The following is a 22,286-nucleotide window of genomic DNA, read 5'->3' as shown; positions in this document are numbered from 1 at the left end:
CCAACCTCAAGCATAGGGCGGCTCCGACCTCATCAGCGCGAGCGCCTCGGCCTGCTCCGGGACGCCCAGCGCGCCGGACGCCTCGTGGGCCAGCTGCCAGGCATCGGCCGCCTCGCCGTGCCGGCCGAGCCGGCGCAGCGCGTAGCCCCGCAGGAGCAGCGCCCGTGCCGCTCCGAGCCGGTGGCCGGTCGCGGTGTGCAGGGCGCTCGCCCGGTCGGCGGCCACGAGCGCGTCCTCGCCACGATCGGCGCGAAGGCAGGCCGCGGCGAGCGAGAGCGAGGCGTTGCCCTCGAGGATCCGGTAGCCGATCCGTCCCGCGAGAGTGCTCGCCTCGCTCGCCCGTTCGGCCGCCGCGGCCGGGTCGCCGTGCTCGCGGAGGGCGTCCGCAAGGCAGATCAGGCTGTCGGCCTCGTGGAAGCGCGCGGAGATGTCGCGAGCTAGTCGTACCGCCCGCCTGTGCAGCCGCAGCGCCTCGTCCACCTTGCCAAGCCGCCGCTTGACCTCGCCGAGCCTGTTCCGCGCGAACGCCTCGGTGCCGCGGTCGCCGGCGCCGCCGAGGAACGTCAAGGCACGCTTGGCATGGTCGTACGCGGCGTCGAGATCTCCCGTGTCGCAGTACACCGCCGCGGTCGAACCGTGCGCGATGCCCTGACCGTAGTCGTTGCCGAGCTCACCCCAGAGAGCGAGCGAGTCGTCGAGCGCGTCCAGCGCCGCATCGAACCGGCCGAGGTAGCGGTACGCGTCGCCGAGCCTGTTCGCTCCCAACGCCCGGTTGCGAAAGCTGTTGACGTCGGACGGCCGGCGACTCGCGGTCTCGAGCCACTCGACGGCCTCGTGCAGCCGCCCTCGCAGGGTGTTGAGCTGGCCGAGGTTGTAGAGGTTCATGGTCGCGGCGTGCCCGGCACCGTTCTCGGTGTTGATCGCGAGGGCCTGTTCGTGACGTTCGACGGCGTGCTCGAGCTCGCCGAGCTCCTGCTGGACGACGGCGAGGTTGGTGAGCGCGTGTGCCTTGCCCGCGGGCCAGCCCGCCTGCTCACACAGGTCGAGCGCGATGCGTTGATGGGACAGGGCCTGCCAGTAGTTGTTGGCGCAGAGCTGGGCGAGACCGATGCTCCCGTGACCGGCGGCGCGGCCGATCAGGCTGCCGGCGGCGTCCGCGGCGGCCAGGCCCAGCTCGGCGACCTTCAGCCACTCGACGACGATGCGGCGGGTGTAGAAGTAGCCCCGCAGGGAGTCGGCGAGCAGCCAGGCTGGCTCGTAGAGCTCCAGCTCGTAGGCACGTTCGACCGCCGCGATGAGCGCGGCGCGTTCGGAGTCCAACCAGCCCCACGCCTCGGCCCGGTCGGCGTGCTCGTACGCGGCCTCGGGCGGGTGGTGCAGCCGGAGGATCTGCGGGTACAGGGCTCTCGCGGCACCGTCGACCGCGTCGAGGTACCACCGCAGCAGACGCTCGATCGCCTGTCTGCGTTGGCCAACCGTCTCCTCGTCGTGGGCGCGGTCCTTCGCGTACGCCCGGAGCAGGTCGTGCGCCGCGTACCGTCCGGGCGCCGTCTCCTCGACCAGGCTGGCGTTGGCGAGCCGGTCCAGCAATGCGCTCGCGTGGCCCTCGGAGATCCCAGCGAGCGCGGCCGCCGAACCAGCCGTGACCTCCGCGCCGGGCGCGAGGCCGAGGTGGCGAAACAGCATGCGGGCCTGAGAGTCCAGCGTGTCGTAGGAGAGGTCGAACGCTCCGCGTACCGCTGCGGACTCGTCGTCGCCGGTCTGCAGAACGTCCAGCCGGTTGTCGGCGGCAAGGTTGGCGACCTGGTGGGTGATGGACGCGACGCTGGCCGAGCAGAGGTTGGCGGCGGCGATGCGCAACGCCAGCGGCAACATCGCGCACTGCCGCGCCAGCTCGGCGGCCGCCTTCGGCTCGGCGGCGATCCGATCGGGGCCGAGCAGCTTGGCGAGCAGTTCGTTCGCCTCGGCCGGCTGGAACACGTCGAGCTTGAGCTGGTGGGCGCCTTCGCGGGTGACGAGGCCGGTGAGCCGGTCGCGGCTCGTGACGAGGACGAGGCAGCCTTGGCTGTCGGGACCTTCGGGTAGCAGCGGGCGGACCTGCTCGGCCGTCCGCGCGTTGTCGAGCACGATCAGCAGGCGCCGGCCAGCGAGCGCGGCGTGGTAGCGGGCGGTCGCCGCCTCAACACCGGTAGGGATCTGTTCGCCCGGAACGCCCAACGCCTGCAGGAAACCGGACAGTGCGTCGATGACGCGAACGGGAGGCTCGACCGCGTATCCACGCAGGTTGAGGTAGAGCTGGCCGTCGGGAAACCTGGCCCGGACGCGGTGCGCCCAGCGGATCGAGAGCGTGGTCTTGCCGACGCCGGCGGTGCCGGAGAGCACGCCGATCGTCGGTCCCTCGTTGGCGCTCGAGCTCAGCAGACCTTCGAGCCAGGCGAACGCCTCGGCGCGGCCGGTGAACGCGCCGGTCGCGGCGGGCAGCTGGGCCGGCGTCGTGTGGCTCCTCGCGGCCGATGCCCTTCCCGTTGCCCTGGTGGCCTTCAGCGTCTGCGACGCGACGCCGGCGGAGGCCAGGTCGCCGGTGAGGATGCGTTGGTGGATCTGCTGGACGGCGTGGGACGGCTCGGTGCCGAGCTGGTCCACGAACGTCCTGCGCAGCTCGCGGTACGCGGCGAGGGCGTCGGCCGTACGCCCGGCGCCGGCGAGCGCGACGAGCAGCTGGCCCCACAGCCGTTCCCGGAGCGGGTGCTGGTGCGTGTGCGCCTGCAGCTCGCCGACGAGGATCGCGTGCCTGCCCAGCGCGAGATCGAGCTCGACGCGTTGCTCGAGAACGTCGACGCGGCGTTCCTCCAGGTGGGCGAGCTCGGCCCGCCAGGTGTCCATCGCGACGCCGTCGAGCACCGGACCGCGCCACAGGGCGAGGGCCTCGTTGAGCCGTTCGGACCTGGTGGCTGCGTGGTCGGCGGCGTTGGTCGCCGCCTGGACGAGCTCGTCGAACGTGTCGAGATCGCGTTCACCCGGGCGTACGTCGAGCTGGTAGCCGGTCCCGCGGGTGGTGAGCGGCTGCCTGTCGTGCTGCTGGATCGCCCTTCTCAGGTGGGCGATCCGGCCTTGCAGGAGGCCTCGAGCCGTGGTGGGCGAGTCGCCTCCCCAGACGTGCTCGACGAGGCGGTCGGTGGAGACCACCCTGTTCGGACGCAGCAGAAAGACGCCGAGCAAACCGCGTAGTTGTGGACCCCCGATGGTGATGAGTCGACCGTCGTCGTCCTCGACCTCGAGCGGTCCGAGAATTCGAAACCGCATGTTCCCCCCTGGCTGAACCTTGGCGCCTTGTCAGGTTAGCAAGGGAAAACGACATCTTGCGTGGACGTCTCGTTCGTACCCAGAGCTTTCCCAGAATCCGTCCATCACCGGGCTCGACAGTGGTGAGACAACTTTCTCTAGGGGGGAATGCAATGAGAACGAGAAGGGCGATTCCTGCTGCCCTGGCCGCTGTCGCGGCACTCACGGTCACCGGGCTCGGACTACCTGCCGCCGCTGCTCCCACGCAGGTGGGGACGGTCGCGAACGCGGACCTCGTCCCGTTCACGCTCGTCGTGACGGCCGCGCCAGGAAAGGCCAACAACATTCGCGTGGAACAGGTCCGCGTGGGGCAAACCGACCGGTTCATCGTCAGCGACACCGCGGATGTCGTCGTTCCGCGGGGATCGTGCAAATCGATTCCGAACAACAGTCACGCGGTGGACTGCCCGGCGTTCTTCCCGCAGCTCCACGGCGGGGATGGTAACGACATCGTGACCTTCGACAACGACATCGTTCCGGTGGGCGGCACGCAGATTCCCGCTCTGTTGTTCGGTGAGGCGGGGAACGATCTGGTCCAGGCCACTCCGAACTCGTGGACCGTGAGCCTGCACGGCGGACCGGGCAACGACTCGCATCGCGGCGGCCGGGGCAACGACGACCTCGACGGCGGCCCGGGGCCGGACGGGTTCTACGGAGGAGGCGGCCGGGACGTGGTCGACTACTCGTCCCGTACGACGAAGGTGTCGGCGGATCTCGACGGCGTCCAGGACGACGGCGAGCTCAACGAGCGCGACGTCATCAAGACCGATGTCGAGGGCTTCCGCGGCGGTAGCGCGGGCGACACGCTGATCGGCAACGAGTCCGCGAACTCGATCTTCGGAGGGCCTGGCAACGACACGATCTTCGGCTTCGGCGGCGCGGACTTCCTGATCGGCAACGCGTTCGGCAACGACGGAGACGACACGATCTTCGGTGGCAACGGCCCGGACGAGATCCAGGGCGGCGCGGGTAACGACGGCCTGGACGGTGGCGCCGGCAACGACCACGTCAGCGACCAGTCCGGTATCGACCGCCTGCTGGGTGGTGCCGGGGCGGACCGACTGGAGGCCGAGGACGGTTCCGTGGGCGACTTCCTCGAGGGCGGCGCCGACACGACAGACACGTGTGACATCGACATCATCGGCACGCTTCGCGACGGTGTCGGGGCTGGCTGCGAAATCGTCTTCTGAGCAAGGCTTCCCAGCCTTTGCCCACCGGTTGTCAAGGTGGGGTTGGCAGGGTGGTCGACGTAGTGATCAACAGGCTGCCGTCGAGGTGGGGACGATCTGGCCGGCCGCGACAATTCCCTGGGGGGAATGCATGAACAAAGCAGTCAGGAGCACCGTCGGGTTGGCGGTCGCCGTCCCCGCCTTCTTCGCCTTCGCCGGCGTAGCGGGCACCGCCTCGGCGGCGGACTACGCGGACTACAAGGGCACCGTCGTCGAGACGTACGACGACCAGCTCTACGTCACCGCGGCGGACTATCGCAAGAACGACATCACCGTCAAGCAGGTGCGGAAGGGCTACTACGACTACTTCCGCGTGACGGACAAGGGCGACAAGCTCATCGACAAGTCCGACGAGTGCTACTGGGAGGACAAGAACTACAAGGCGCTGCTCTGCCCGGTGTACAAGCCGATCGTCAAGGCAGGCGACAAGGACGACCAGGTCGTCTATGACAACAGCGCCGACAAGTCGTACTACCCGACGCCGGTGTGGATCTACGGGGGCGACGGGAACGACAAGCTCGAGGTGACCGAGTACTCCGCCGGCCAGGGATGGATCTTCGGCGCGGACGGTGACGACAAGTACCACTCCGCGTACGACAACGACATCATCCGTGGCGGCAAGGGCGACGACTACCTCTACGGCGAGGAAGGCAACGACAAGATCTGGGGTCGCGGTGGCGACGACCTGATCGACGGAGGCAAGGGCAACGACGGCCTCTGGGGCGAGGCGCCCCCGCAGTCGTACGACGACAAGAAGCCGTGGGGTGGCGACTACATCGTCGGCGGCTACGGCAACGACACCGCGTTCGGCGGCAAGGGCGACGACAAGCTGGTCGACAGGTATGGCTACGACAAGCTCTACGGCGAGGCGGGCAACGACAAGCTCGACGTCTACGACTACTACGGCGGCGACAGCGCCGACGGTGGCAAGGGGTACGACGGGTGTGCGACCGACAAGGGTGACTTCCGGTTCACCTGCGAGTACGTCTGGAAGTACGTCGCGTCGTAAGGACTGACCCGGTCCACGTTTGGCACGAGGTGCCGCGGCCTGCCGGCCGCGGCGCCTCGTCACGTTCGGCGCACGATGGCCGATTTCTTCAAGAGCGCCCGCTCCCGCGCTCGGTAGCGTCGCCTTCCACCAGGAAGGAGACACGCATGGCCAAGGTCTTGTCGGGCATCTCGATGTCGCTCGACGGTTTCGTCACCGGCCCGAACCCCACCCACGAGGAGCAGCTGGGAGAGGGCGGCGGCGTGCTGTTCGGCTGGCTCGACGGCAACCCCGACTCCGCGCGCCTGCTCGACGAGATGGTCGCCGAGGTCGGCGCGGTCATCATGGGACGCGTCGGGTACGACCTCGCGCGCTGGACCGACGGCGGGCCGGTGGGCAAGGCGCCGTGCTTCGTCCTCACCCACGAGCCGCCGGCAGACCAGTCATCGCATCCGCCCGGGCTGTTCACGTTCGTCACCGACGGGATCGAGAGCGCGGTCGCCCAGGCGGAGAAGGCCGCCGACGGCAAGACGGTCGGCCTGCACGGCGCGAGCGCCGTCCAACAGTGCATCGCCGCCGGGCTGCTCGACGAGATCTGGATCCACCTCGCGCCCGTCCTGCTGAACGGCGGAACGAGGCTGTTCGAGCACCTCGGCGGCCAGGTCCAGCTCGAGCGCAAGCGCGTGATCGAGGCCCCGACCACCACCCACCTGCTGTTCGCCGTCGTGAAGTGAGGCCTCGCCCATGACCCACCTGTCCGAAGACGTCGTTCGTCTCCTGAAGGCCCCGAGCCGCGCCCACCTCGCCACCGTGCTGCCCGACGGCGCACCGCACAGCGTGCCGGTGTGGGTCGACCTGGTCGACGGGTACGTCGCGTTCCAGAGCTCGGCGAGCTCGGTCAAGGGCAAGAACGTCGCCCGCGACCCCCGGGTGGCGATCTCGCTCACCGACGCCGACGCGCCGAACGACAGCGCGTACCTGCGCGGCCGCGTCGTCAAGGTCGTCGACGGCGACGAGGGCTGGGCGATCGTCGACCAGCTGTCGACGAAGTACCTCGGCATTCCGTACCCGGTCCGCGAGGATCGCGTCGCCTTCCTCGTCGAGGTCGAGTCGGCGGGGGTGTTCTTCCCGCGATGATCCTCGTGACTGGCGGCCTCGGCTCGATCGGGTCGCACACGGCGCGGGCACTGTTGGACCTGGGCGAGTCGGTCGTGCTGACCGCGTACCGGTCCACCGACCTGCCCTCGTATCTTGCCGGCGAGGCCGACGGCCGCGTGGTCGTCGAAGCGCTGGACGTCACCGACGAGGCTGCGTTCCTCGACCTCGGGAAGCGGCACGAGATCACCGGCATCGTGCATCTGGCGGCGGCCCGCTTCGACGAGCCCGACCCGGTCACCTACCTCCGCGCCGACGCGCTCGGCCTGTTGAACGCGCTCGAGGCGGCGGCTTCCTGGGGCGTGCGGCGGTTCTCGTACGCCAGCACGATCGGGGCGTACGCCGGGGTTTCCGAGGTTCCGTTGCGCGAGGAGTTCCCGCTGCCGGTGCTGGCTGTGCACCAGATCCCGGTGTTCAAGCGGACCGCGGAGCTGTGGGCCGCGTTGGCTGGTGACGCCGCTGGGTTCGAGACGGTGGGCCTGCGGATCGGGACGATCTTCGGTCCGCTCAACGAGCCGGACAACCCGTTCACGCCGCTGCCCCGGCTGATCGCGGCGGCGGCCTGGGGCGAGGATCCCGACCTGGCGGCGCCGCACCGCCCGCCGGCTTACGCCGACGACGCGGCCGACGTGCTGTATGTGAAGGACTGTGGCCGGGCGATCGCGCTGCTGATGGTCGCGGAGCGGCTGAACCACCGCATCTACAACGTCTCCGGTGGCGCCCTGGTGCGTTTCGGTGACGTCGTCGACGCGATCAACGCCGCCGTTCCTTCGGCTCAGCTCACGCTGCCGTCCGGCCGCAATCCTGGCGCGCCGCCGGCGAACTACCAGGACATCGCCCGGCTGCGGACCGACACCGGGTTCGTGCCGGAGTACGACGTCGAGCGCGCCGTGCCGGACTACGTCGAGTGGCTGCGGACGCACGACCGCTAGCGTCGTCGGCATGATCCTCGTGACGGGTGGCCTCGGGTTCATCGGTGCGCACACAGCCCGGGCGCTGCTCGACCTCGGCGAGTCGTGCTTGCTGATCAGCCGGCGGCCGTCTTCGCTGCCCTCGTTCCTGGCCTCCTCGGGCGTGGTCGTCGATGCTGTGGACGCCGGTGACCGGTCCGCGCTGCTTGCCCTGGGCGCGCGGCACGAGATCACCGGCATCGTGCATCTCGCATCGTCGCAGCCGCCCGAGGCTCTGGACTTCCTCGAGGCGAATACTCAACTGTTGTTCAACGTTCTCGCCGCCGGGCTTGCGTGGGGTGTGCGGCGGGTGAGTCTGGCGAGCTCGATCGGCGTGTACGTCGGAGTGCCGTCGCTGCCGTTCGGCGAGGACGTTCCGCTGCCGCCTGGGACGCGGGGCGGGCCGCTCGGGACGTTCAAGCGGGTTTCGGAGCTGGTCTCGTCGGTGGTCGCGGACGCCTCCTCCCTGGACGTGGTGCAGCTGCGGATCTCCACCGCTTGGGGGCCGCTCGTCGACCCGGCGTCGCCGTACTTCGCCCTGCCGCGTCTCGTGCACGCCGCGGTGCGCGGGACCCCGGCCGGCGAGCCGCCGTACGCCGAGGACGGCACCGACCTGTGCTACGTGAAGGACCTGGCCCGCGGCATCGCGCTGCTGCAGGTCGCGGACGGCTTGAAGCACCGTACGTACAACGTCGGCTCCGGTCGCGTGACGACGAACGCCGAGGTCGCGGCAGCCCTCTCCGGCGCGGTCCCCGGTGCCGACGTCCCGCTGACTCCGGGCCGCAAGGTGCGGCGCAACACCTACCTCGACGTCACCCGCATCGCCGAGGACGTCGGCTACGCCCCGGCGTACGACACCGACCGCGGCATCGCCGACTACGTGGCTTGGCTCCGCGCGGGCAACGACCGCTAACCGACGCGCTCTGCCCGGGAGCGCAGGATCGGCACGTACGACGCCGAGTGGTCGTGCCCGCAGGCGCAGGCCGACTCCACCGCGCCGAGGTAGGCGCGCGCGGGCAGGCCGGCCAGGCGGACGCACTCGCGGTGCAGGTGCGACTGGTCGGCGTACCCCAGGTCGTCCGCGACCCGGGCCAGCCAGTCCTCGCCCGGCACGCCGCCCTCGGCGACGGCCTGCTGCGCGACCGCGAGGAACCCCTGGAAGCGCAACATCATGTGCAGAGTCTTCGGCGCGAACCCGGTGGCCGCGAGGCAGCGGCGGCGCAGCTGCCGCTCGGAGACGTACAGCACCTCGCGCAGCGCACCCACGGTCCCGTCCTGCCAGGGCTGCAGGTGGTGGAGGAGCGGGCCGATCAACGGGTCCCGCGCCGGGGTGTCCGCGAGCCTTCCGACCAGCTCGTGCTGGAGGTTGTCGAGGGCTGCCTCGGGCGAGGGGGCGAGGGCGAGGCGTTCGCCAAGGTGGTCGGGGTTCCACTCGACCTGGCGGTCGACGAGCTCGGGTGCGCTGAGGCCGAGCAGGGCGGCCGTGCCGGGGCGCAGACGTACGCCGACGAGGGTGGCTCCCGGCGCCAGGATCTCGAGGGAGAGCATGCTCAGCGGTCCGGTCAGCCGCGGGCGCTCGCCGAGCACGCAGGTGAGCTCCATGCCGCCGTGCGGGAGGTTGCGCTGCACGTACGGTGCCGCCGCCGGCCCGATCTGCTGGGTCCAGACGACGGACACCCACCCCGTGAGCAACGGAACCGGAGGCCGCTCCACGTAGCTCTGGCCGCCGTTCACAGAGCGCATTGTGCCAACCGATGGACGCTAGGGCGAGGTGTTGCCGTGGCCCGGCAGACTGCAAGGGTGACCAGCGAACTCGAGACCCCGCTCGTCGCCCGGCCGGCTCTGACCGAGCGGCATCGGCGGCGCGGGACCGTGCTGATCCTGGTCGCGTCGGTCTGCTTCGGGACGTCGGGCCCGTTCGCGAAGGCGATCATGGGCGCGGGCGTCTCGGCTCAACACGTGGCGAGCGCGCGGATCACCACGGCAGCGGTACTGCTGCTGGTGGGCGTCGCGATCTTTCGTCCTTCGGTGTTGCGGATTCCGCGCAAGAGCTGGCCTCTGGTCGGCGCGTACGGGCTGTTCGGGGTGGGGATCGTGCAGCTGCTGTACTTCGCGGCCGTCGCGCGGATCCCGATCGGGATCGCGATGCTGCTGGAGTTCACGGCGCCGATCCTGGTGGCGCTGTGGGTGCGGTTCGTTCGCCGTACGGTGTTGCCCTGGCGTGCGTGGCTGGGAACGGCGCTGGCGCTGACCGGGCTCGTGCTGGTGGCGCAGGTGTGGCAGGGGTTGGCGTTCGATGCGCTGGGGTTGCTGTTCGGCGTGGGCACGGCGTTCACCGCGGCGGCGTACTTCCTGCTGGGCGAACGCGGCGTGAGCTCGACGTCACCGCTCGGCCTCGTGACGTGGGGCATGATCGTCGGCGCTGCCGCGATCTGGCTGCTGGCGCCGCCGTGGACGTTTCCCCTTGAGGCGTTGGGATCTACGACGGCCTTCGGTGGATGGATGCTGCCCGTCTGGCTGCTGCTGGTGCTGATGGCCGTGGTCAGCACGGTGTTGGCGTACCTGCTGAGCATCGCCGCGATGCAGTACCTGCCGTCGAACGTGGTGAGCGTGCTCGCCCTCTGCGAACCAGTGGTGGCGACGGTCGCGGCCTGGGTGCTGCTCGGCCAAGCCCTGACGTCGATCCAGATCCTCGGCGCGGTCGTGCTGTTGACGGGTGCGACGGTGGTGCAGCTGAGTACGGCCAAGCCCAAGCCGCGATCGGACTAGGCTAGGTGTGTTGCGAACGTGGCTGGAGCGACACAGTGGCGTCTCGGCACCGCTGACGAGCAGGCCGCCCCGGGTACTCCTGGACGACCCTCCGCGACCCCCGAGCGACTCCCCGGTGACGGCAAATGATCATGTTTACATGATCATTCGCCGCTCTACGTGGGATACACCCCGCGTCAAGCACCCACTCGCCAGGTAAAGCAGCATCCGTGCCCATCCGCTGCCAGGTGAACGTCTCCAGCGCCGGCATCCACCCGCAGCGTGATCATCGCGAGGTCAGCCGGTGTAGTCGGGGTCGGTGAAGCCCATGCCCGCAAGGGGATGCGGCGTCGCGTCGGGCCAGCGGGAGGCGAACTGCTCGGCGTCGTCAAGCGGGGCGTAGCCGATCTCCGACCAGCCGTCCTCGGTGTAGAAGCGGCGCTGGTTACGCGAGACGCCGTACAACGTGACGAAGCGAATGTCCGGCGCGGTCAGGGCCGCCGTGGCGAGGCGGACGGTGTCGCCGGGACTGAGCCAGCCCCAGAGGAACGCGGGGTCGTCCGGTTCGACCGCGAAGCCGATGATGCGCAGGTTCACCACCGAGATGCCATAGCGGTCCGCGTACATGCTGCCGAGGTTCTCGCCGTACACCTTGCTGAGCGCGTAGAACGTGTCCGGCCGGGGCCGATCCGCCGGCGAGGTCATCCGACCCCAGGGGTAGAAGCCCGTCACGTGCACGCTCGAGGCGAACACCACCCGCCGCACGCCTTCGAGCCGCGCCGCCTCGTAGACCGAGTACGTGGTGACGACGTTGCTCTGGTGGATCTCCTCGAAGCTCTTCTCGTCGGCGTACGCGGCGAGGTGCAGCACGGCGTCGACGCCCCGCAACGCGCGTCGGGTCGCCGGGAGCGAGCGCAGGTCGAACACCCGGACCTCGTCCCGCGGGTCGGGATCGGCGGGCGCGACCTGGTCGAGCAGCCGAAGCGAGAACCGCGACCGATCCAAGCCGGACCGTACGGTGGTGCCGATCCCACCGGCCGCACCGGTGATCGCGACAGTCCAGGACACCCGACAGACCCTACGCGGATTGACTTCAAGCCGCCTCCAAGTGGGAACGTGGTCCCCATGAGCGAGAACGCACCGAAGTCGTGGCTGTTGGACCGCCCGCTCACCGGGTTCGCCCTGCCGACCGGGCGGTGGGCGAAGCTGATGGGCTGGTTCATGGGCCGCGGCAACCTGGCCGAGCAGCGCGAGGTGTTCGACACCGTGGCCATCCGCACGGACGAGCGCGTGCTCGAGGTCGGGTACGGACCCGGCATTCTCGTCGAGTACTTCCTCCGCGCGGGCGCGACGGTGTCCGGCGTCGACCCGTCGCCGGACATGCGCGAGATGGCGACGGCGAGAGCGCGCAAGGTCGTCCACAGCGCCGACGTCGACCTGCGCGTCGGAACGGCGGAGGCCACGACGTTCCCCGACGAGACGTTCGACGCCGTCGTCTCGGTGAACAACGTGCCGATGTGGTCGTCGCTCGAGGCCGGGTTCGCCGAGCTGCACCGCGTCCTGCGCCCGGGCGGCCGCCTCGTCGTCGCCTGGCACGGCGGCACCCAGCCGACCCGCCTCGCGAAGGGACTCGCGCTCCCCGAGGACGTCCTCGACCGCATCGTCGACGCGATGCGGGACGTCTTCGGTGACGGCGAACGGCAAAGACTCGGCCAGGTCGAAGTGTTCCGGGCGACCCGGACCGCCGGAGGGTGATCGCGGGTTGCGACAATGGCGAGGCTGACATCGTCGTCGGAATCCGCCTGCCGCCACCTCCAGTCGAAGGCCGTGTCGTGACCGAAAAGCTCACCATCCCCGCTGACCTGCTGCCTGCCGACGGCCGGTTCGGGTCGGGGCCGTCCAAGGTCCGTCCCGAAGCCGTGGCCGCGCTCACCGCCGCGGGCCGTACGTTGCTCGGTACGTCGCACCGCCAGGCACCCGTCAAGAACCTGGTCGGGCGGATCCGTTCCGGGCTCTCCGACTTCTTCTCGCTGCCAGACGGCTACGAGGTCGTGCTCGGCAACGGCGGCTCGACGGCGTTCTGGGACATCGCGGCGCACAACATCGTCCGGTCGAAGTCGCTGCACCTGTCGTTCGGCGAGTTCTCCGCGAAGTTCGCCGCGGCGACGAAGTCGGCGCCGTTCCTGGACGAGCCGACGGTGATCAACGCCGAGCCCGGCGCGCTCCCGTCGGCGTTCGCCGAGGCCGGCGTGGACGCGTACGCCTGGCCGCACAACGAGACCTCGACCGGCGTGATGGCACCTATCCGCCGGGTGTCGGGCGCGGACGACGACGCGCTCGTGCTGATCGACGCCACGTCCGGCGCGGGCGGGCTGCCGGTCGACCTCACCGAGACCGACGTCTACTACTTCGCGCCGCAGAAGAACTTCGGCTCCGACGGCGGCCTGTGGATCGCGCTGATGTCGCCGGCGGCGATCGCGCGGGTCGACGAGGTCGCGGCGACGGACCGGTACGTGCCCGCGTTCCTCGACCTGCCGACCGCGATCGACAACTCGCGGAAGAACCAGACGTACAACACCCCCGCGCTCGCGACGCTCGTACTGATGGCCGAGCAGCTCGACTGGCTGCAGTCGATCGGCGGGCTGCGCGGCGCGGTCGAGCGGACCACCGACTCCTCGTCGCGGCTGTACACGTGGGCGGAGAAGTCGTCGTACGCGACGCCGTACGTCGTCGAGCCGTCCGCGCGCTCGCTGGTCGTCGGCACGGTCGACTTCGACGACGCGATCGACGCCGCGGCGCTGGCGAAGGTGCTGCGGGCGAACGGGATCGTCGACGTCGAGCCGTACCGCAAGCTCGGCCGCAACCAGCTCCGCGTCGCGATGTTCCCCGCCGTGGACCCCGACGACGTCGAGGCCCTGACGGCCTGCGTGGACTACGTGGTGGAGAAGCTCTAACTAATAGTCGTCGCGCCGGTAAGGGTCGCGCTCGTAGGTGTCGTCGCGCCGGCGATGCTCACGGGGCTCGCGGATCGGCGGCTCGACGCGCCAGGGGTCGGACTCCGGCTCGGGGTCGCGGCGGTACGGATCCGGCGGGAAGGGGTCCTGCTCCCGGTCGTACGGGTCCTGCTGCCGGCGCTGGTACGGGTCGGGCTGCCGGTACGGGTCGGTGAGCGGCGGCGGATCGTCGTCGACGTCCTCGTCCCGGAACAGCGGCCGCCGAACCCGCGGGGGCGGAGGCGGCGCCTCCTGCGCCGGCTCGTACCGGCGCACCACGTCGTCCGCGTCGTCGCGGTAGAGGGGCCGCGCGACCGGAGCGGGAGCGGCGTCCGGCATTGCCGAATGGTCCCGATACAACGGCCGGGCCAGCGGCGGCGGCTCGTCGTCCCAGTCCGGATCGCGGCGCTCCACAGGGACCGCCACCGGGCCGGCCGGCAGCCGCGCCGGCGCCCGCTTGGCCGGGAACGCGGCAACGGCCGCCGCCAGAGCCACGACGAGCACCAGGACCGGCACCCACCACGGAACTCCGGCGAGCAGCGACTTGTCCGCCCCCTTGTCCGCGGCCGCACCCGGCTTGGCGGTCGCGGATGCGCTCGGCTTCGGCGTGGGCTTCGGTGTGGGCTTGGCGACGGCGGCGAGCGAGACCGCGAAGACCTGGCTCCCCTCCCCCTCCGACCCGACCAGGATCTGCTTGCCGTCCGAGCTGACCGCGAGCGACTCGCCCTGCTTCTGCGTCGGGAGCGCGATCTTGCGGTCGAGCTTCGGATTGTCGTTGCCCCAGGAGTACAGCCAGGCGGCGCCGTACGTACGCAGGACCACCTTCGAGCCGTCCGGTACGAACGCGCCGTCGGTGACCGCGGCAGGTGCGTCGGCGTACCGCTCGAGCTCGTTGTTGCCGTCCTCGGTCAGTTCCTCGGGCGCCGCGTAGATCGCGGTGCCGGCGAGGCCCTTGGTGACGACGTACAGACGCCCGGTCTTGGGGTGAACGAGCAGCGCCTCGGCGTCGTGCGGACCGTCGGGGTACTCCAGGCTGTAGCTCACGTACCGCATCCGCTGGTCCTCGAGCTGCGCCGGCTCGCGGAACCGATAGACGGTGATCGACTCCTGGTTGCGCTCGTTGTCGCCGATGTCGCCGATCCAGATCCGGCCCTCGGGACCGGGCGCGATGGCCTCCCAGTCACGGTTCTCGATCTGCCGGAATCGCAACGCGGCCTGGACCTCGCCGGTCTTGCCGTCGATGGCGAAGACGTACGCCTGGTTGTCGGAGTCGTTGATCGTGTAGTACGTGCCCTTGTGCACGCTGCTCGCGGCGAGCCCGCTGGACTCGGTGATGCGCTCGTCGTCCAGCGTGAACGCGTTGCTGGTCGGCGACGGATCGGGCGCGGGGTCGGCGAGCGCGACGCCAGGGCCGGCGACCAGCGCGGCCAGGCCGGCGGCCACGAGAGCCGCGGCGAACGTTCGAACGTTCACGGCCGTAGGACCTTCCCGAGCTCAGGCTCCAGGAGTCGGGCGAGGGCGGGACGCACCCCCCACGCCGCGGTGAGCTCACCGTAGTCGCGAACGGTCTCCGGCGCCGGGTCGGCGTTGGTCCGGACGGCGCGAAGCAGCAGGTTGCGCGGAGTGTGGGCGGAGTCGACGAACTCCACGACGTCGACGCGGTAGCCGAGCAGCCGCAGGACCGCGGCGCGCAGAGCGTCCGTGAGCATGTCGGCCAGCCTCTCACGAAGGATGGGATTACGCGCGACGAGGGCGTATGGGGCGGGCGGCTCGCCCTGCTTGAGCTGGCGCTGCAGGTCGTGGTGGCAGCAGGGCGCGGCGAGCACGAGCGCCGCCTGCCAGCGGACGGCCCGCGCGAGCGCGTCGTCCGTCGCGGTGTCGCAGGCGTGCAGCGCGAGCACGATGTCCGGCCGCTCGTCGAGCTCAGCGGTGGCGATCTCGCCCTGCTCGAACCGCATCGCGCCCGACCAGCCCAGGTCGGCGGCGAGCTTGGTGTTGCGTTCGCGGGCTTGTTCCTTGACGTCGATGCCGATCAGCTCGATCGGATACCGCTTGCTGAGGTGGCTGTAGGCGGCGAACGTGAGGTACGCGTTGCCGCAGCCGAGGTCGACGACCCGCCACGGCTCGTCGTCGGACGGGGTGCGGAGCTGGCCGGTCGCTCGGGCGTCCTCCAGTGCCTGGTCGAGGTTGCGGACGAACTCCTCGACCTGCCGGTACTTGTCCTGCCGGGTGGGCTTGACCCGGCCCTGCGCGTCGGTGATGCCGATCGCGTGCAGGAACGGCTCGGTCGGCTGGATGACCCGGTCCTTCTGCCGGTCGTGCTCCCGCGTCGCGGTCGACTGAGCGGCCGCGGTGTGCACCTGGGCCTCGCCCTTCTTCGTGACGCGGAGCTGGACGGTCTGCTCGGTGGTCTCGACGTGCCAGTTGCCGAACGGCTCGCTCAGCAGCGCGTCGACCGCCTGCTCCTGGTCGCCGGTGGCGACGTTGGTCGCGAACGCCTGGGTCTGGTCGTACGTCGTCAGCTGCAGGTGCCGGCCGGACTTCAGCTCGACGTACCTCAGCTCGGCCCGGCGCCAGCTCGGCTGCTCGCCCTTCCGCCGGCCGGCGGCGACGGCACGAACGAGCCGCTCGTCGTCGAGGACGAGCGACTTGATCCGGTCCAGCGCCGGCGCGAGGGCTTCAGGCATGCCCTCCATTGTCCGTCATCGGACTGCGGCCGCCATCGTCAGCTCGGTGGCACGCACTCGAACCGGCCCGTCGCGTCGAGCTCGTCGAGCTGGCGCTCGATGGTCTCGTAGTGGGCGATCTTGTAGTCCAGGTTCTCCAGGTTCTCGGTCAGCGCCTCGAGCTGGGAGCGGATCACCGAGCGGTGCTCGAGCAGGATCTCCTTGCGGGCGCGGGCGGTCGCCGTACCGCCGGCGCGTAGGGCGGCGTACTCCTGGATGCGCCGGACCGGCATGCCCGTCGACCGCAGCCTGGTCACGAAGATCAGCCACTCGACATCGTTGGCCGAGTACACCCGCCGGCCACCCGCGTCCCGCGGCGGCGGCTCGACGAGGCCGGCCTTCTCGTAGTAGCGAAGCGTGTCGATCGACAGCCCCGTCCGAGCCGAGGCTTCCGCGATCGCGAGTCCAGCCGTCATGCTCCCGACCGTACGACCTGGAGTCCACTCCAGGTCAATTGGCTGCGCTCATGGCGACCGCTCGCAGCGGTCGGCCGTGGCCGGCCTCCCGCGCATCGGGATCGCGGTGCTCGGCGGCGTCGGGTGGCCCTGCGGCGACGAGGCGGCCTTCGGCCGGAGGGGTCGTCCTCGGCCCCCGGAAGCCGACGCCGCCGAGCCTGTGGGCTGAGGGAGTCCTCTCCCTTTCAATTGGCTGCGCTCATGGCGACCGCTCGCAGCGGTCGGCCGTGGCCGGCCTCCCGCGCATCGGGATCGCGGTGCTCGGCGGCGTCGAGTGGCCCTGCGGCGACGAGGCGGCCTTCGGCCGGAGGGGTCGTCCTCGGCCCCCGGAAGCCGACGCCGCCGAGCCTGTGGGCTGAGGGAGTCCTCTCCCTTTCAATTGGCTATAGCCAACGGCCTCGCAACGCGGGAAGGATCGCCGAGAACGAAGGGAGCCCGCATGCCCACCGTCGCACTCGTCGGCACGCTCGACACGAAGGGCACCGAGTACGAGTTCGTCCGCGACCGGCTGCATCAGGCCGGCGTCGACACGATCGTCGTCGACACCGGAGTGCTCGGCGAGCCGGGGTTCGCGGCCGACATCACCCGGCGGGAGGTCGCCAAGCAGGCCGGCGAGGACGTCTGGCAGCTCGCCGACGCGAACGACCGGGGCAGGGCCGTCACCGCGATGGCGAACGGAGCCGCCAAGGTCCTCCAGCAACTCGACCGAGACGGCAAGATCGACGGCGCCCTCGCACTCGGCGGCACGGGCGGTACGTCGATCGCCGCCCAGGCGTTCCGGCAACTGCCACTCGGCATGCCCAAGCTGATCGTCTCCACCGCCGCGTCCGGCGATACCCGCGCGTACGTCGGCGAGACCGACCTCGTGCTCATGCCCAGCATCACCGACGTCGCCGGCGTCAACCGGCTCTCGGCGCGGATCCTCGCGAACGCCGCGGCCGCCATCGCCGGCATGGTGTCGACGCCCGCGCCGCAGACGAACGACGACCGCCAGCTCCTCGCCGCCAGCATGTTCGGCGTCACCACCCCCGCCGTCACCACCGCCAAGGCGCACCTGGAAACGCTCGACTACGAGGTCCTCGTCTTCCATATGACCGGCGTCGGCGGCCGCACGCTCGAGTCGCTCGCCAACGACGGCTGGCTGGCCGGCGTTCTCGACCTCACCACCACCGAGCTGGCCGACGAGCTCGTCGGCGGCGTCTTCTCCGCCGGACCCGAACGGCTCACCGCCGCTGCCAGCAGGGGAATCCCGCAGGTCGTCTCGGTCGGCGCGCTCGACATGGTCAACTTCGGGCCGCGCGAGACCGTCCCGGCGGAGTTCGAGGGTCGCAACCTCTACGTCCACAACCCGAGCGTCACGCTCATGCGCACCACCCCCGAGGAGTGCGCTGAGCTGGGCAAGCGCCTCGCGACCCGCGTGTCCACGACCACTGGCAAGGCCACCGTCTTCCTGCCGTTGGCCGGTGTCTCCGCGATCGCCACCGAGGGCGGCCCGTTCTACGACAAGGCGGCCGACGACGCGCTGTTCGACGCGATCCGCGCGAACCTCGACCGTGACAAGGTGGAGCTGATAGAGCTCGACCTCGCCATCAACGACCCGCAGTTCGCCATCGCGATGGCCGACAGACTGCACGAGTACGTCACCGCAGGAGTCACCGCATGAGCCGCATCGAACGAGCCGAGATTCTCCAACGCCTGAAGGAGAAAGTCGCCACTGGAAGACCCATCGTCGGGGGAGGTGCCGGCACCGGGCTGTCCGCCAAGTGCGAGGAGGCCGGCGGCATCGACCTCATCGTGCTCTACAACTCCGGCCGCTACCGGATGGCCGGCCGCGGGTCGCTCGCCGGCCTGCTCGCGTACGGGAACGCGAACGAGATCGTCGTCGAGATGGCGAGCGAGGTGCTCCCGGTCGTCAAGCACACGCCGGTTCTCGCCGGAGTGAACGGCACGGACCCGTTCTACGACCCGGACGTGTTCCTGCCGGAGCTGAAGCGGCTCGGCTTCTCCGGCGTGCAGAACTTCCCGACCGTCGGCCTCATCGACGGCACGTTCCGCGCGAACCTCGAAGAGACCGGCATGGGCTACGCGCACGAGGTCGACCTGATCAGGAGGTCCCGCGCGCACGACCTGCTGACCACGCCGTACGTGTTCTCCGAGGACGAAGCGGTCGCGATGACCGAGGCCGGCGCCGACATCATCGTCTGCCACTTCGGCCTCACCACCGGCGGCGCGATCGGCGCCGAGACCGCCCGTACCCTCGACGACTGCGTCGAGCTCGCCACCGCCTGGTCGGCGGCGGCGCGCGGGGTACGCGACGACGTGCTCGTGATCTGTCACGGCGGTCCCGTCGCCGAGCCGGCGGACGCGAAGTACGTGCTCGAACGGGCCAAGGGCGTGCACGGCTTCTACGGCGCATCGTCGATGGAACGCCTCCCCGTCGAGCGCGCGATCACCGAGCAGGTGCGTGCGTTCGTCGAGCTGTAGCGCCGGGCTCAGTGGCCGCGGAAGGCTTCTTCGAGCCACCAGGACGGGGCTTGGACGATCTTCGCGTCCACGAGCAGCGGGGCTGAGCGATTGCCGTCCAGCCAGGTCTTGACCGCGCCGAGGTCGTCGACCGTGCGTACGGTCACGGACTCGAACCCGTAGCCGCGCCCGACGGCAGCGAGGTCGGTGGGCGGGAAGGTCACGGTGTCGAGCGGGTGCCCGCCCGGCCCGAAATGGTGCACCTCCGCGCCGTACGCCTCGTCGTTGTAGGCGACCACCACCATCGGCCGGCCGAGCCTTCGTACGGTGTCGAGCTCCGCGGCGCTCATCAACAGCCCGCCGTCGCCCACCGCCGCGACGGGGAGGCGGTCCGGCTGCGCCAACGCGGCGCCGATCGCGGTCGCGAGACCCAGGCCGATCGACTGGAACGCCTGGGTGAAGCAGAAGCCGTTCTCGTCGGGCACCGACAGGTACGCGCTCGGAAAACCCATGAAATTTCCGGAGTCGACGGCCACCACGCGCTCGGCTGGGAGCAGGTCGTCGAGCGCGATGCTCAATGTCCGTGGGTCGATCCGCTCCGTCGTACTCGTGTCGGCGAACGGCACGTCCCGCCACCGCACGCTCCCGACCTCGACCATCCGATAGCCCGGCGTCGCGTCGCCGAAGGTTTCGTAGGCCTTCTCGGCAGTGAGCGCGACGTCGCCGGTGACGCCCAGCGCCACCTCGCGATGCGCCCCGAGCGCGGAAGTTTCGTCGTCGACCTGCACCACGTTCGCGTCGGGGCCGATCAGCTGACCGTGCCGCATCGTCCACATGTTCAGTGCGCAGCCCCAGCCGACGATGAGGTCGGCGCCGCGGATGAGCTCGGCCGTACGAGGCGACGCGAAGCCGCCCGAGATGCCCAGCGACCACGGGTTGTCGTGGAACAATCCGTGCGCGACGGCCGACGTCGCGAGCAGAGCGCCGCAACTTTCGGCCAACCGCTCGAGGGCGTGCCGAGCCCGGCGCGCTCCCCTGCCGGCGACGAACACCGGGCGCTCGGCGTCTTGCAGCAGCCGTACGAGCGCGGCCAGCTCGGCGTCGTCCGGAACTTGCGGGACCCGTTCCGGAACACCTGGAACAACCGGCTCAGCGGCCGGAACTTCCAACGCCTGTTCGCGAAGCGGCAGGTTCAGCAGCACCGTTCGCCGCTCCCGGACGGCCAGCGCCACCGCTTCGACGGCCGACTCCGCCGACGTGACCCGCACCGGCACCGCACCCACCGCGACGGCGAGCGCCGACTGGTCGACGTAGAAGTTCGACTTCGGCTCCGAAACTTCCGCCGCCACGACGACCAGCGGCGTACGGCTCTTCGCCGCCTCCGCGATCCCGGTCATCGCGTTCGTCAACCCGCAACCCTGGTGGACCGACAGCGCCGCAACCGTGCCACTCATCCGCGCATACGCGTCGGCCATCGTCGCCGCGCCACCCTCGTGCCGTGCCGCCACGAAGCGCGCGCCAGCGGCCACCATCGCGTTCGTCACGTGGAAGTTGCCCGACCCGATCACGCCGAACACCTGCCGGACGCCCGCCGCGACCAGGGCACGACCCACGGCCGACGCGACGTCCATCAGCGCTCGACCAGCGCCAGCACCCGCGCCGGCGACCCGGACCCGTTGACGATCGGCAGCGGTCCCGCGATGACCACGGCACCCGTCGGCGGCAGCTTCGAGAGGTTCTGCAGCTGCGTCAACCCGTACTTGTCACTGCCCATCAGGTACGAGTGGCACGGGAACGGCGGATCGAACGAGTGCGCCCGCCCCGCGTCCGTACCCACCGTCTCGACGCCGAGCCCGAGCACCGGCGACTCCTGTGCGACCCACCGGGCGCACTCCGGCGACATCCCCGGCGTGTGCGGCCCGGTCTCGTCGGCGTTGAGGAACTCCTCCTGCGAACTGGAACGCGCGTCCCAGCCCGTACGCACCAGCAACCAACCGCCGGCAGGAAGCGGGACGTTCGCCGCCTCCCACGTCCGGATGTGGTCGACATCGACGAGGAAGTCGGGGTCCTTCGCGACCTCGGCGGTGAAGTCGAGCACGACGGCCGGCGCGATCAGCCGGCTGGCTGGAACCGATGCCACGTCGGCGAGATCCTTGCCGGTGACCCAGTGGTTCGGCGCGTCGAAGTGCGTGCCGGTGTGCTCACCGCTGGTGAAGTTGTTCCAGTACCAGGCGGGTCCGCGGTCGTCGTACCGGCTGATCTCCGCCAGCGCGAACGGCGCCGTCTGCCCGAACTCCGGCGGCAGCTGGATCACCGGCGTCGACGCGGACAGCGGCGAGGTCAGGTCCACCACCTCGACGGATCCGTCGGCCAGCGCCGCGACGAGAACGGACAAGGGCGACGGACCGGTCATGCGGACCTCCAGCGGACGTTGCGGCGGAAGTTGCGGCGAGAGTTACGGCGAGATCCCGAAACTAGGCGTCAACCAGCCACCCCGCAATGGCCCGGTTGACGCCAAGGAGAGGATGGTGCGCAAGGACGTGCACGTGGGAAGGGACCGGATGAACCGCTTGACGCGACCGTTCGAGGCGATCCTCGCCATCGGCGTGGCGGGGCTGCTGTGGGCGCTCGCCTGCATCCCGATCATCACGATCGTCCCAGCGACGACCGCGATGTACGCCGTGATGACGAGCTGGACCCTCGACGGCCCGCCGCCGGTGTGGTCGACGTTCTGGGGCGCCTTCAAGAAGCACTTCTGGCAGGCGCTCGGGATCGGCGTGATCCTCGAGGTGGTCGCGGTCATCCTCGCGGTCGACGTCACGTTCGGCTTCCGTGCGGAGAACGCGCCGCTGCGGACCGTCGTGCTCGTGGTCGCCGTCGTGCTCACCATCGGGCTCGCCGGCATGATGGTGTTCCTGTTCCCGGTGATGACGACGTACCCCTCCCCGTGGCGGCGGACCCTGCGCAACTCCGCCCTGTTCGCCGCGGGATACGTCGGCACCACGCTGCTCGGCCTCGGCGTCTTCGCCCTCGCGGTCGTCGCGATCTACTTCGCGCCCGCCTCGCTGCCGGTCACCGCCGGGCTGGCCGCGTATGTCATCACGATCCTGACCAAGCGCGCGTTCGCCAAGTACGCCGCGCGCCAAGAGGCCGCAGAGCCGGCGACGGCCTAGCCCGCCCGTCACGCTCCCCAGCGACGGCAAATGATCATGTTTACATGATCATTTGCCGCTCTAC

Annotated in this window: 20 protein-coding genes; 12 read left to right on the top strand and 8 right to left on the bottom strand. The window is 70.3% G+C overall.

Features of this window, described 5'->3' with window-relative positions; genetic code table 11:
- Nucleotides 1–6 precede the first annotated feature (6 nt).
- Complete coding sequence (locus JOD67_RS09830) at nucleotides 7–3,303, bottom strand: AfsR/SARP family transcriptional regulator (RefSeq protein WP_205117123.1); 3,297 nt, start codon at nucleotides 3,301–3,303, stop codon at nucleotides 7–9.
- 152 nt (nucleotides 3,304–3,455) lie between these two features.
- Here JOD67_RS09830 and JOD67_RS09825 point away from each other — a divergent pair, with 152 nt between their 5' ends.
- From JOD67_RS09825 to JOD67_RS09800, 6 genes are all read left to right on the top strand, one after another.
- Complete coding sequence (locus JOD67_RS09825; protein ID WP_205117122.1) at nucleotides 3,456–4,532, top strand: calcium-binding protein; 1,077 nt, start codon at nucleotides 3,456–3,458, stop codon at nucleotides 4,530–4,532.
- Between the two features lie 130 nt (nucleotides 4,533–4,662).
- Entirely contained in the window at nucleotides 4,663–5,580 is a 918-nt protein-coding gene (locus JOD67_RS09820; RefSeq protein WP_205117121.1) for a calcium-binding protein, read from the top strand.
- A gap of 146 nt (nucleotides 5,581–5,726) precedes the next feature.
- Nucleotides 5,727–6,293: a dihydrofolate reductase family protein gene (locus JOD67_RS09815; protein WP_205117120.1), complete on the top strand. Its 567-nt coding sequence runs from the start codon at nucleotides 5,727–5,729 to the stop codon at nucleotides 6,291–6,293.
- 10 nt (nucleotides 6,294–6,303) lie between these two features.
- Nucleotides 6,304–6,696, top strand: a complete 393-nt coding sequence (locus tag JOD67_RS09810) for a TIGR03618 family F420-dependent PPOX class oxidoreductase (protein ID WP_205117119.1) — start codon at nucleotides 6,304–6,306, stop codon at nucleotides 6,694–6,696.
- Nucleotides 6,693–7,646, top strand: coding sequence for an NAD-dependent epimerase/dehydratase family protein (locus tag JOD67_RS09805; protein ID WP_205117118.1), 954 nt, complete (start codon nucleotides 6,693–6,695; stop codon nucleotides 7,644–7,646). The genes JOD67_RS09810 and JOD67_RS09805 overlap by 4 nt, the downstream gene beginning before the upstream one ends.
- A gap of 10 nt (nucleotides 7,647–7,656) precedes the next feature.
- On the top strand, nucleotides 7,657–8,577 hold the full coding sequence (locus JOD67_RS09800; protein ID WP_205117117.1) for an NAD-dependent epimerase/dehydratase family protein: 921 nt from the start codon (nucleotides 7,657–7,659) through the stop codon (nucleotides 8,575–8,577).
- Here the strand turns inward: JOD67_RS09800 and JOD67_RS41815 are convergent.
- A complete protein-coding gene (locus JOD67_RS41815; RefSeq protein ID WP_205117116.1) occupies nucleotides 8,574–9,398 on the bottom strand; it encodes a DUF6597 domain-containing transcriptional factor in 825 nt (274 codons plus the stop codon). The two genes, JOD67_RS09800 and JOD67_RS41815, sit on opposite strands and share 4 nt — an antisense overlap.
- A gap of 66 nt (nucleotides 9,399–9,464) precedes the next feature.
- On the opposite strand from JOD67_RS41815, the gene JOD67_RS41810 reads away from it, so the two are divergent.
- Nucleotides 9,465–10,433, top strand: a complete 969-nt coding sequence (locus tag JOD67_RS41810) for an EamA family transporter (RefSeq protein ID WP_205117115.1) — start codon at nucleotides 9,465–9,467, stop codon at nucleotides 10,431–10,433.
- Nucleotides 10,434–10,709: 276 nt separating this feature from the next.
- Here JOD67_RS41810 and JOD67_RS09785 read toward each other — a convergent pair whose 3' ends face one another.
- Nucleotides 10,710–11,480: an NAD-dependent epimerase/dehydratase family protein gene (locus JOD67_RS09785; RefSeq protein ID WP_205117114.1), complete on the bottom strand. Its 771-nt coding sequence runs from the start codon at nucleotides 11,478–11,480 to the stop codon at nucleotides 10,710–10,712.
- A gap of 57 nt (nucleotides 11,481–11,537) precedes the next feature.
- Between JOD67_RS09785 and JOD67_RS09780 the strand changes: the two genes are divergently transcribed.
- Both JOD67_RS09780 and serC read left to right on the top strand, forming a co-directional pair.
- Nucleotides 11,538–12,167 (top strand): class I SAM-dependent methyltransferase, encoded by a 630-nt coding sequence (locus JOD67_RS09780; RefSeq protein ID WP_205117113.1) that lies wholly within the window; start codon nucleotides 11,538–11,540, stop codon nucleotides 12,165–12,167.
- Nucleotides 12,168–12,244: 77 nt separating this feature from the next.
- Nucleotides 12,245–13,366: a phosphoserine transaminase gene (gene serC, locus JOD67_RS09775; RefSeq protein WP_205117112.1), complete on the top strand. Its 1,122-nt coding sequence runs from the start codon at nucleotides 12,245–12,247 to the stop codon at nucleotides 13,364–13,366.
- Here serC and JOD67_RS09770 read toward each other — a convergent pair whose 3' ends face one another.
- The 3 genes from JOD67_RS09770 to JOD67_RS09760 are packed head-to-tail and all read right to left on the bottom strand — an operon-like array spanning nucleotide 13,367 to nucleotide 16,547.
- Complete coding sequence (locus JOD67_RS09770) at nucleotides 13,367–14,878, bottom strand: hypothetical protein (RefSeq protein ID WP_205117111.1); 1,512 nt, start codon at nucleotides 14,876–14,878, stop codon at nucleotides 13,367–13,369.
- A complete protein-coding gene (locus JOD67_RS09765) occupies nucleotides 14,875–16,092 on the bottom strand; it encodes a class I SAM-dependent methyltransferase (RefSeq protein WP_239553788.1) in 1,218 nt (405 codons plus the stop codon). The genes JOD67_RS09770 and JOD67_RS09765 overlap by 4 nt, the downstream gene beginning before the upstream one ends.
- A gap of 38 nt (nucleotides 16,093–16,130) precedes the next feature.
- The gene (locus JOD67_RS09760) at nucleotides 16,131–16,547 is read right to left on the bottom strand and encodes a MerR family transcriptional regulator (RefSeq protein WP_205117109.1); all 417 of its coding nucleotides are present in this window, start codon (nucleotides 16,545–16,547) and stop codon (nucleotides 16,131–16,133) included.
- A gap of 478 nt (nucleotides 16,548–17,025) precedes the next feature.
- Between JOD67_RS09760 and JOD67_RS09755 the strand changes: the two genes are divergently transcribed.
- Both JOD67_RS09755 and JOD67_RS09750 read left to right on the top strand, forming a co-directional pair.
- Entirely contained in the window at nucleotides 17,026–18,249 is a 1,224-nt protein-coding gene (locus JOD67_RS09755) for a Tm-1-like ATP-binding domain-containing protein (protein WP_205117108.1), read from the top strand.
- Complete coding sequence (locus JOD67_RS09750) at nucleotides 18,246–19,070, top strand: phosphoenolpyruvate hydrolase family protein (protein WP_239553787.1); 825 nt, start codon at nucleotides 18,246–18,248, stop codon at nucleotides 19,068–19,070. The genes JOD67_RS09755 and JOD67_RS09750 overlap by 4 nt, the downstream gene beginning before the upstream one ends.
- Nucleotides 19,071–19,078: 8 nt before the next feature.
- Here JOD67_RS09750 and JOD67_RS09745 read toward each other — a convergent pair whose 3' ends face one another.
- On the bottom strand, nucleotides 19,079–20,680 hold the full coding sequence (locus tag JOD67_RS09745) for a thiamine pyrophosphate-binding protein (RefSeq protein WP_205117107.1): 1,602 nt from the start codon (nucleotides 20,678–20,680) through the stop codon (nucleotides 19,079–19,081).
- Nucleotides 20,680–21,462 (bottom strand): cyclase family protein, encoded by a 783-nt coding sequence (locus tag JOD67_RS09740; protein ID WP_205117106.1) that lies wholly within the window; start codon nucleotides 21,460–21,462, stop codon nucleotides 20,680–20,682. The genes JOD67_RS09745 and JOD67_RS09740 overlap by 1 nt, the downstream gene beginning before the upstream one ends.
- A 115-nt stretch (nucleotides 21,463–21,577) precedes the next feature.
- Here JOD67_RS09740 and JOD67_RS09735 point away from each other — a divergent pair, with 115 nt between their 5' ends.
- Entirely contained in the window at nucleotides 21,578–22,222 is a 645-nt protein-coding gene (locus JOD67_RS09735; protein WP_205117105.1) for a YesL family protein, read from the top strand.
- Nucleotides 22,223–22,286 lie beyond the last annotated feature (64 nt).

This window comes from Tenggerimyces flavus, from assembly GCF_016907715.1.
In the GTDB taxonomy this organism is placed as follows: Bacteria; Actinomycetota; Actinomycetes; order Propionibacteriales; family Actinopolymorphaceae; genus Tenggerimyces; species Tenggerimyces flavus.
The sequence above is the reverse complement of the archived record's forward strand: the minus strand, read 5'-3'. Positions and strand labels throughout refer to the sequence as shown.

Coding starts and splice junctions, on each gene's coding strand:
- JOD67_RS09825 (WP_205117122.1), top strand. CDS start 3,456: ATGAGAACGAGAAGGGCGATTCCTGCTGCCCTGGCCGCTGTCGCGGCA.
- JOD67_RS09810 (WP_205117119.1), top strand. CDS start 6,304: ATGACCCACCTGTCCGAAGACGTCGTTCGTCTCCTGAAGGCCCCGAGC.
- JOD67_RS09765 (WP_239553788.1), bottom strand. CDS start 16,092: ATGCCTGAAGCCCTCGCGCCGGCGCTGGACCGGATCAAGTCGCTCGTC.
- JOD67_RS09830 (WP_205117123.1), bottom strand. CDS start 3,303: ATGCGGTTTCGAATTCTCGGACCGCTCGAGGTCGAGGACGACGACGGT.
- JOD67_RS09805 (WP_205117118.1), top strand. CDS start 6,693: ATGATCCTCGTGACTGGCGGCCTCGGCTCGATCGGGTCGCACACGGCG.
- JOD67_RS09760 (WP_205117109.1), bottom strand. CDS start 16,547: ATGACGGCTGGACTCGCGATCGCGGAAGCCTCGGCTCGGACGGGGCTG.
- JOD67_RS09750 (WP_239553787.1), top strand. CDS start 18,246: ATGAGCCGCATCGAACGAGCCGAGATTCTCCAACGCCTGAAGGAGAAA.
- JOD67_RS09815 (WP_205117120.1), top strand. CDS start 5,727: ATGGCCAAGGTCTTGTCGGGCATCTCGATGTCGCTCGACGGTTTCGTC.
- JOD67_RS09820 (WP_205117121.1), top strand. CDS start 4,663: ATGAACAAAGCAGTCAGGAGCACCGTCGGGTTGGCGGTCGCCGTCCCC.
- JOD67_RS09755 (WP_205117108.1), top strand. CDS start 17,026: ATGCCCACCGTCGCACTCGTCGGCACGCTCGACACGAAGGGCACCGAG.
- JOD67_RS09740 (WP_205117106.1), bottom strand. CDS start 21,462: ATGACCGGTCCGTCGCCCTTGTCCGTTCTCGTCGCGGCGCTGGCCGAC.
- JOD67_RS09745 (WP_205117107.1), bottom strand. CDS start 20,680: ATGGACGTCGCGTCGGCCGTGGGTCGTGCCCTGGTCGCGGCGGGCGTC.
- JOD67_RS09780 (WP_205117113.1), top strand. CDS start 11,538: ATGAGCGAGAACGCACCGAAGTCGTGGCTGTTGGACCGCCCGCTCACC.
- JOD67_RS09800 (WP_205117117.1), top strand. CDS start 7,657: ATGATCCTCGTGACGGGTGGCCTCGGGTTCATCGGTGCGCACACAGCC.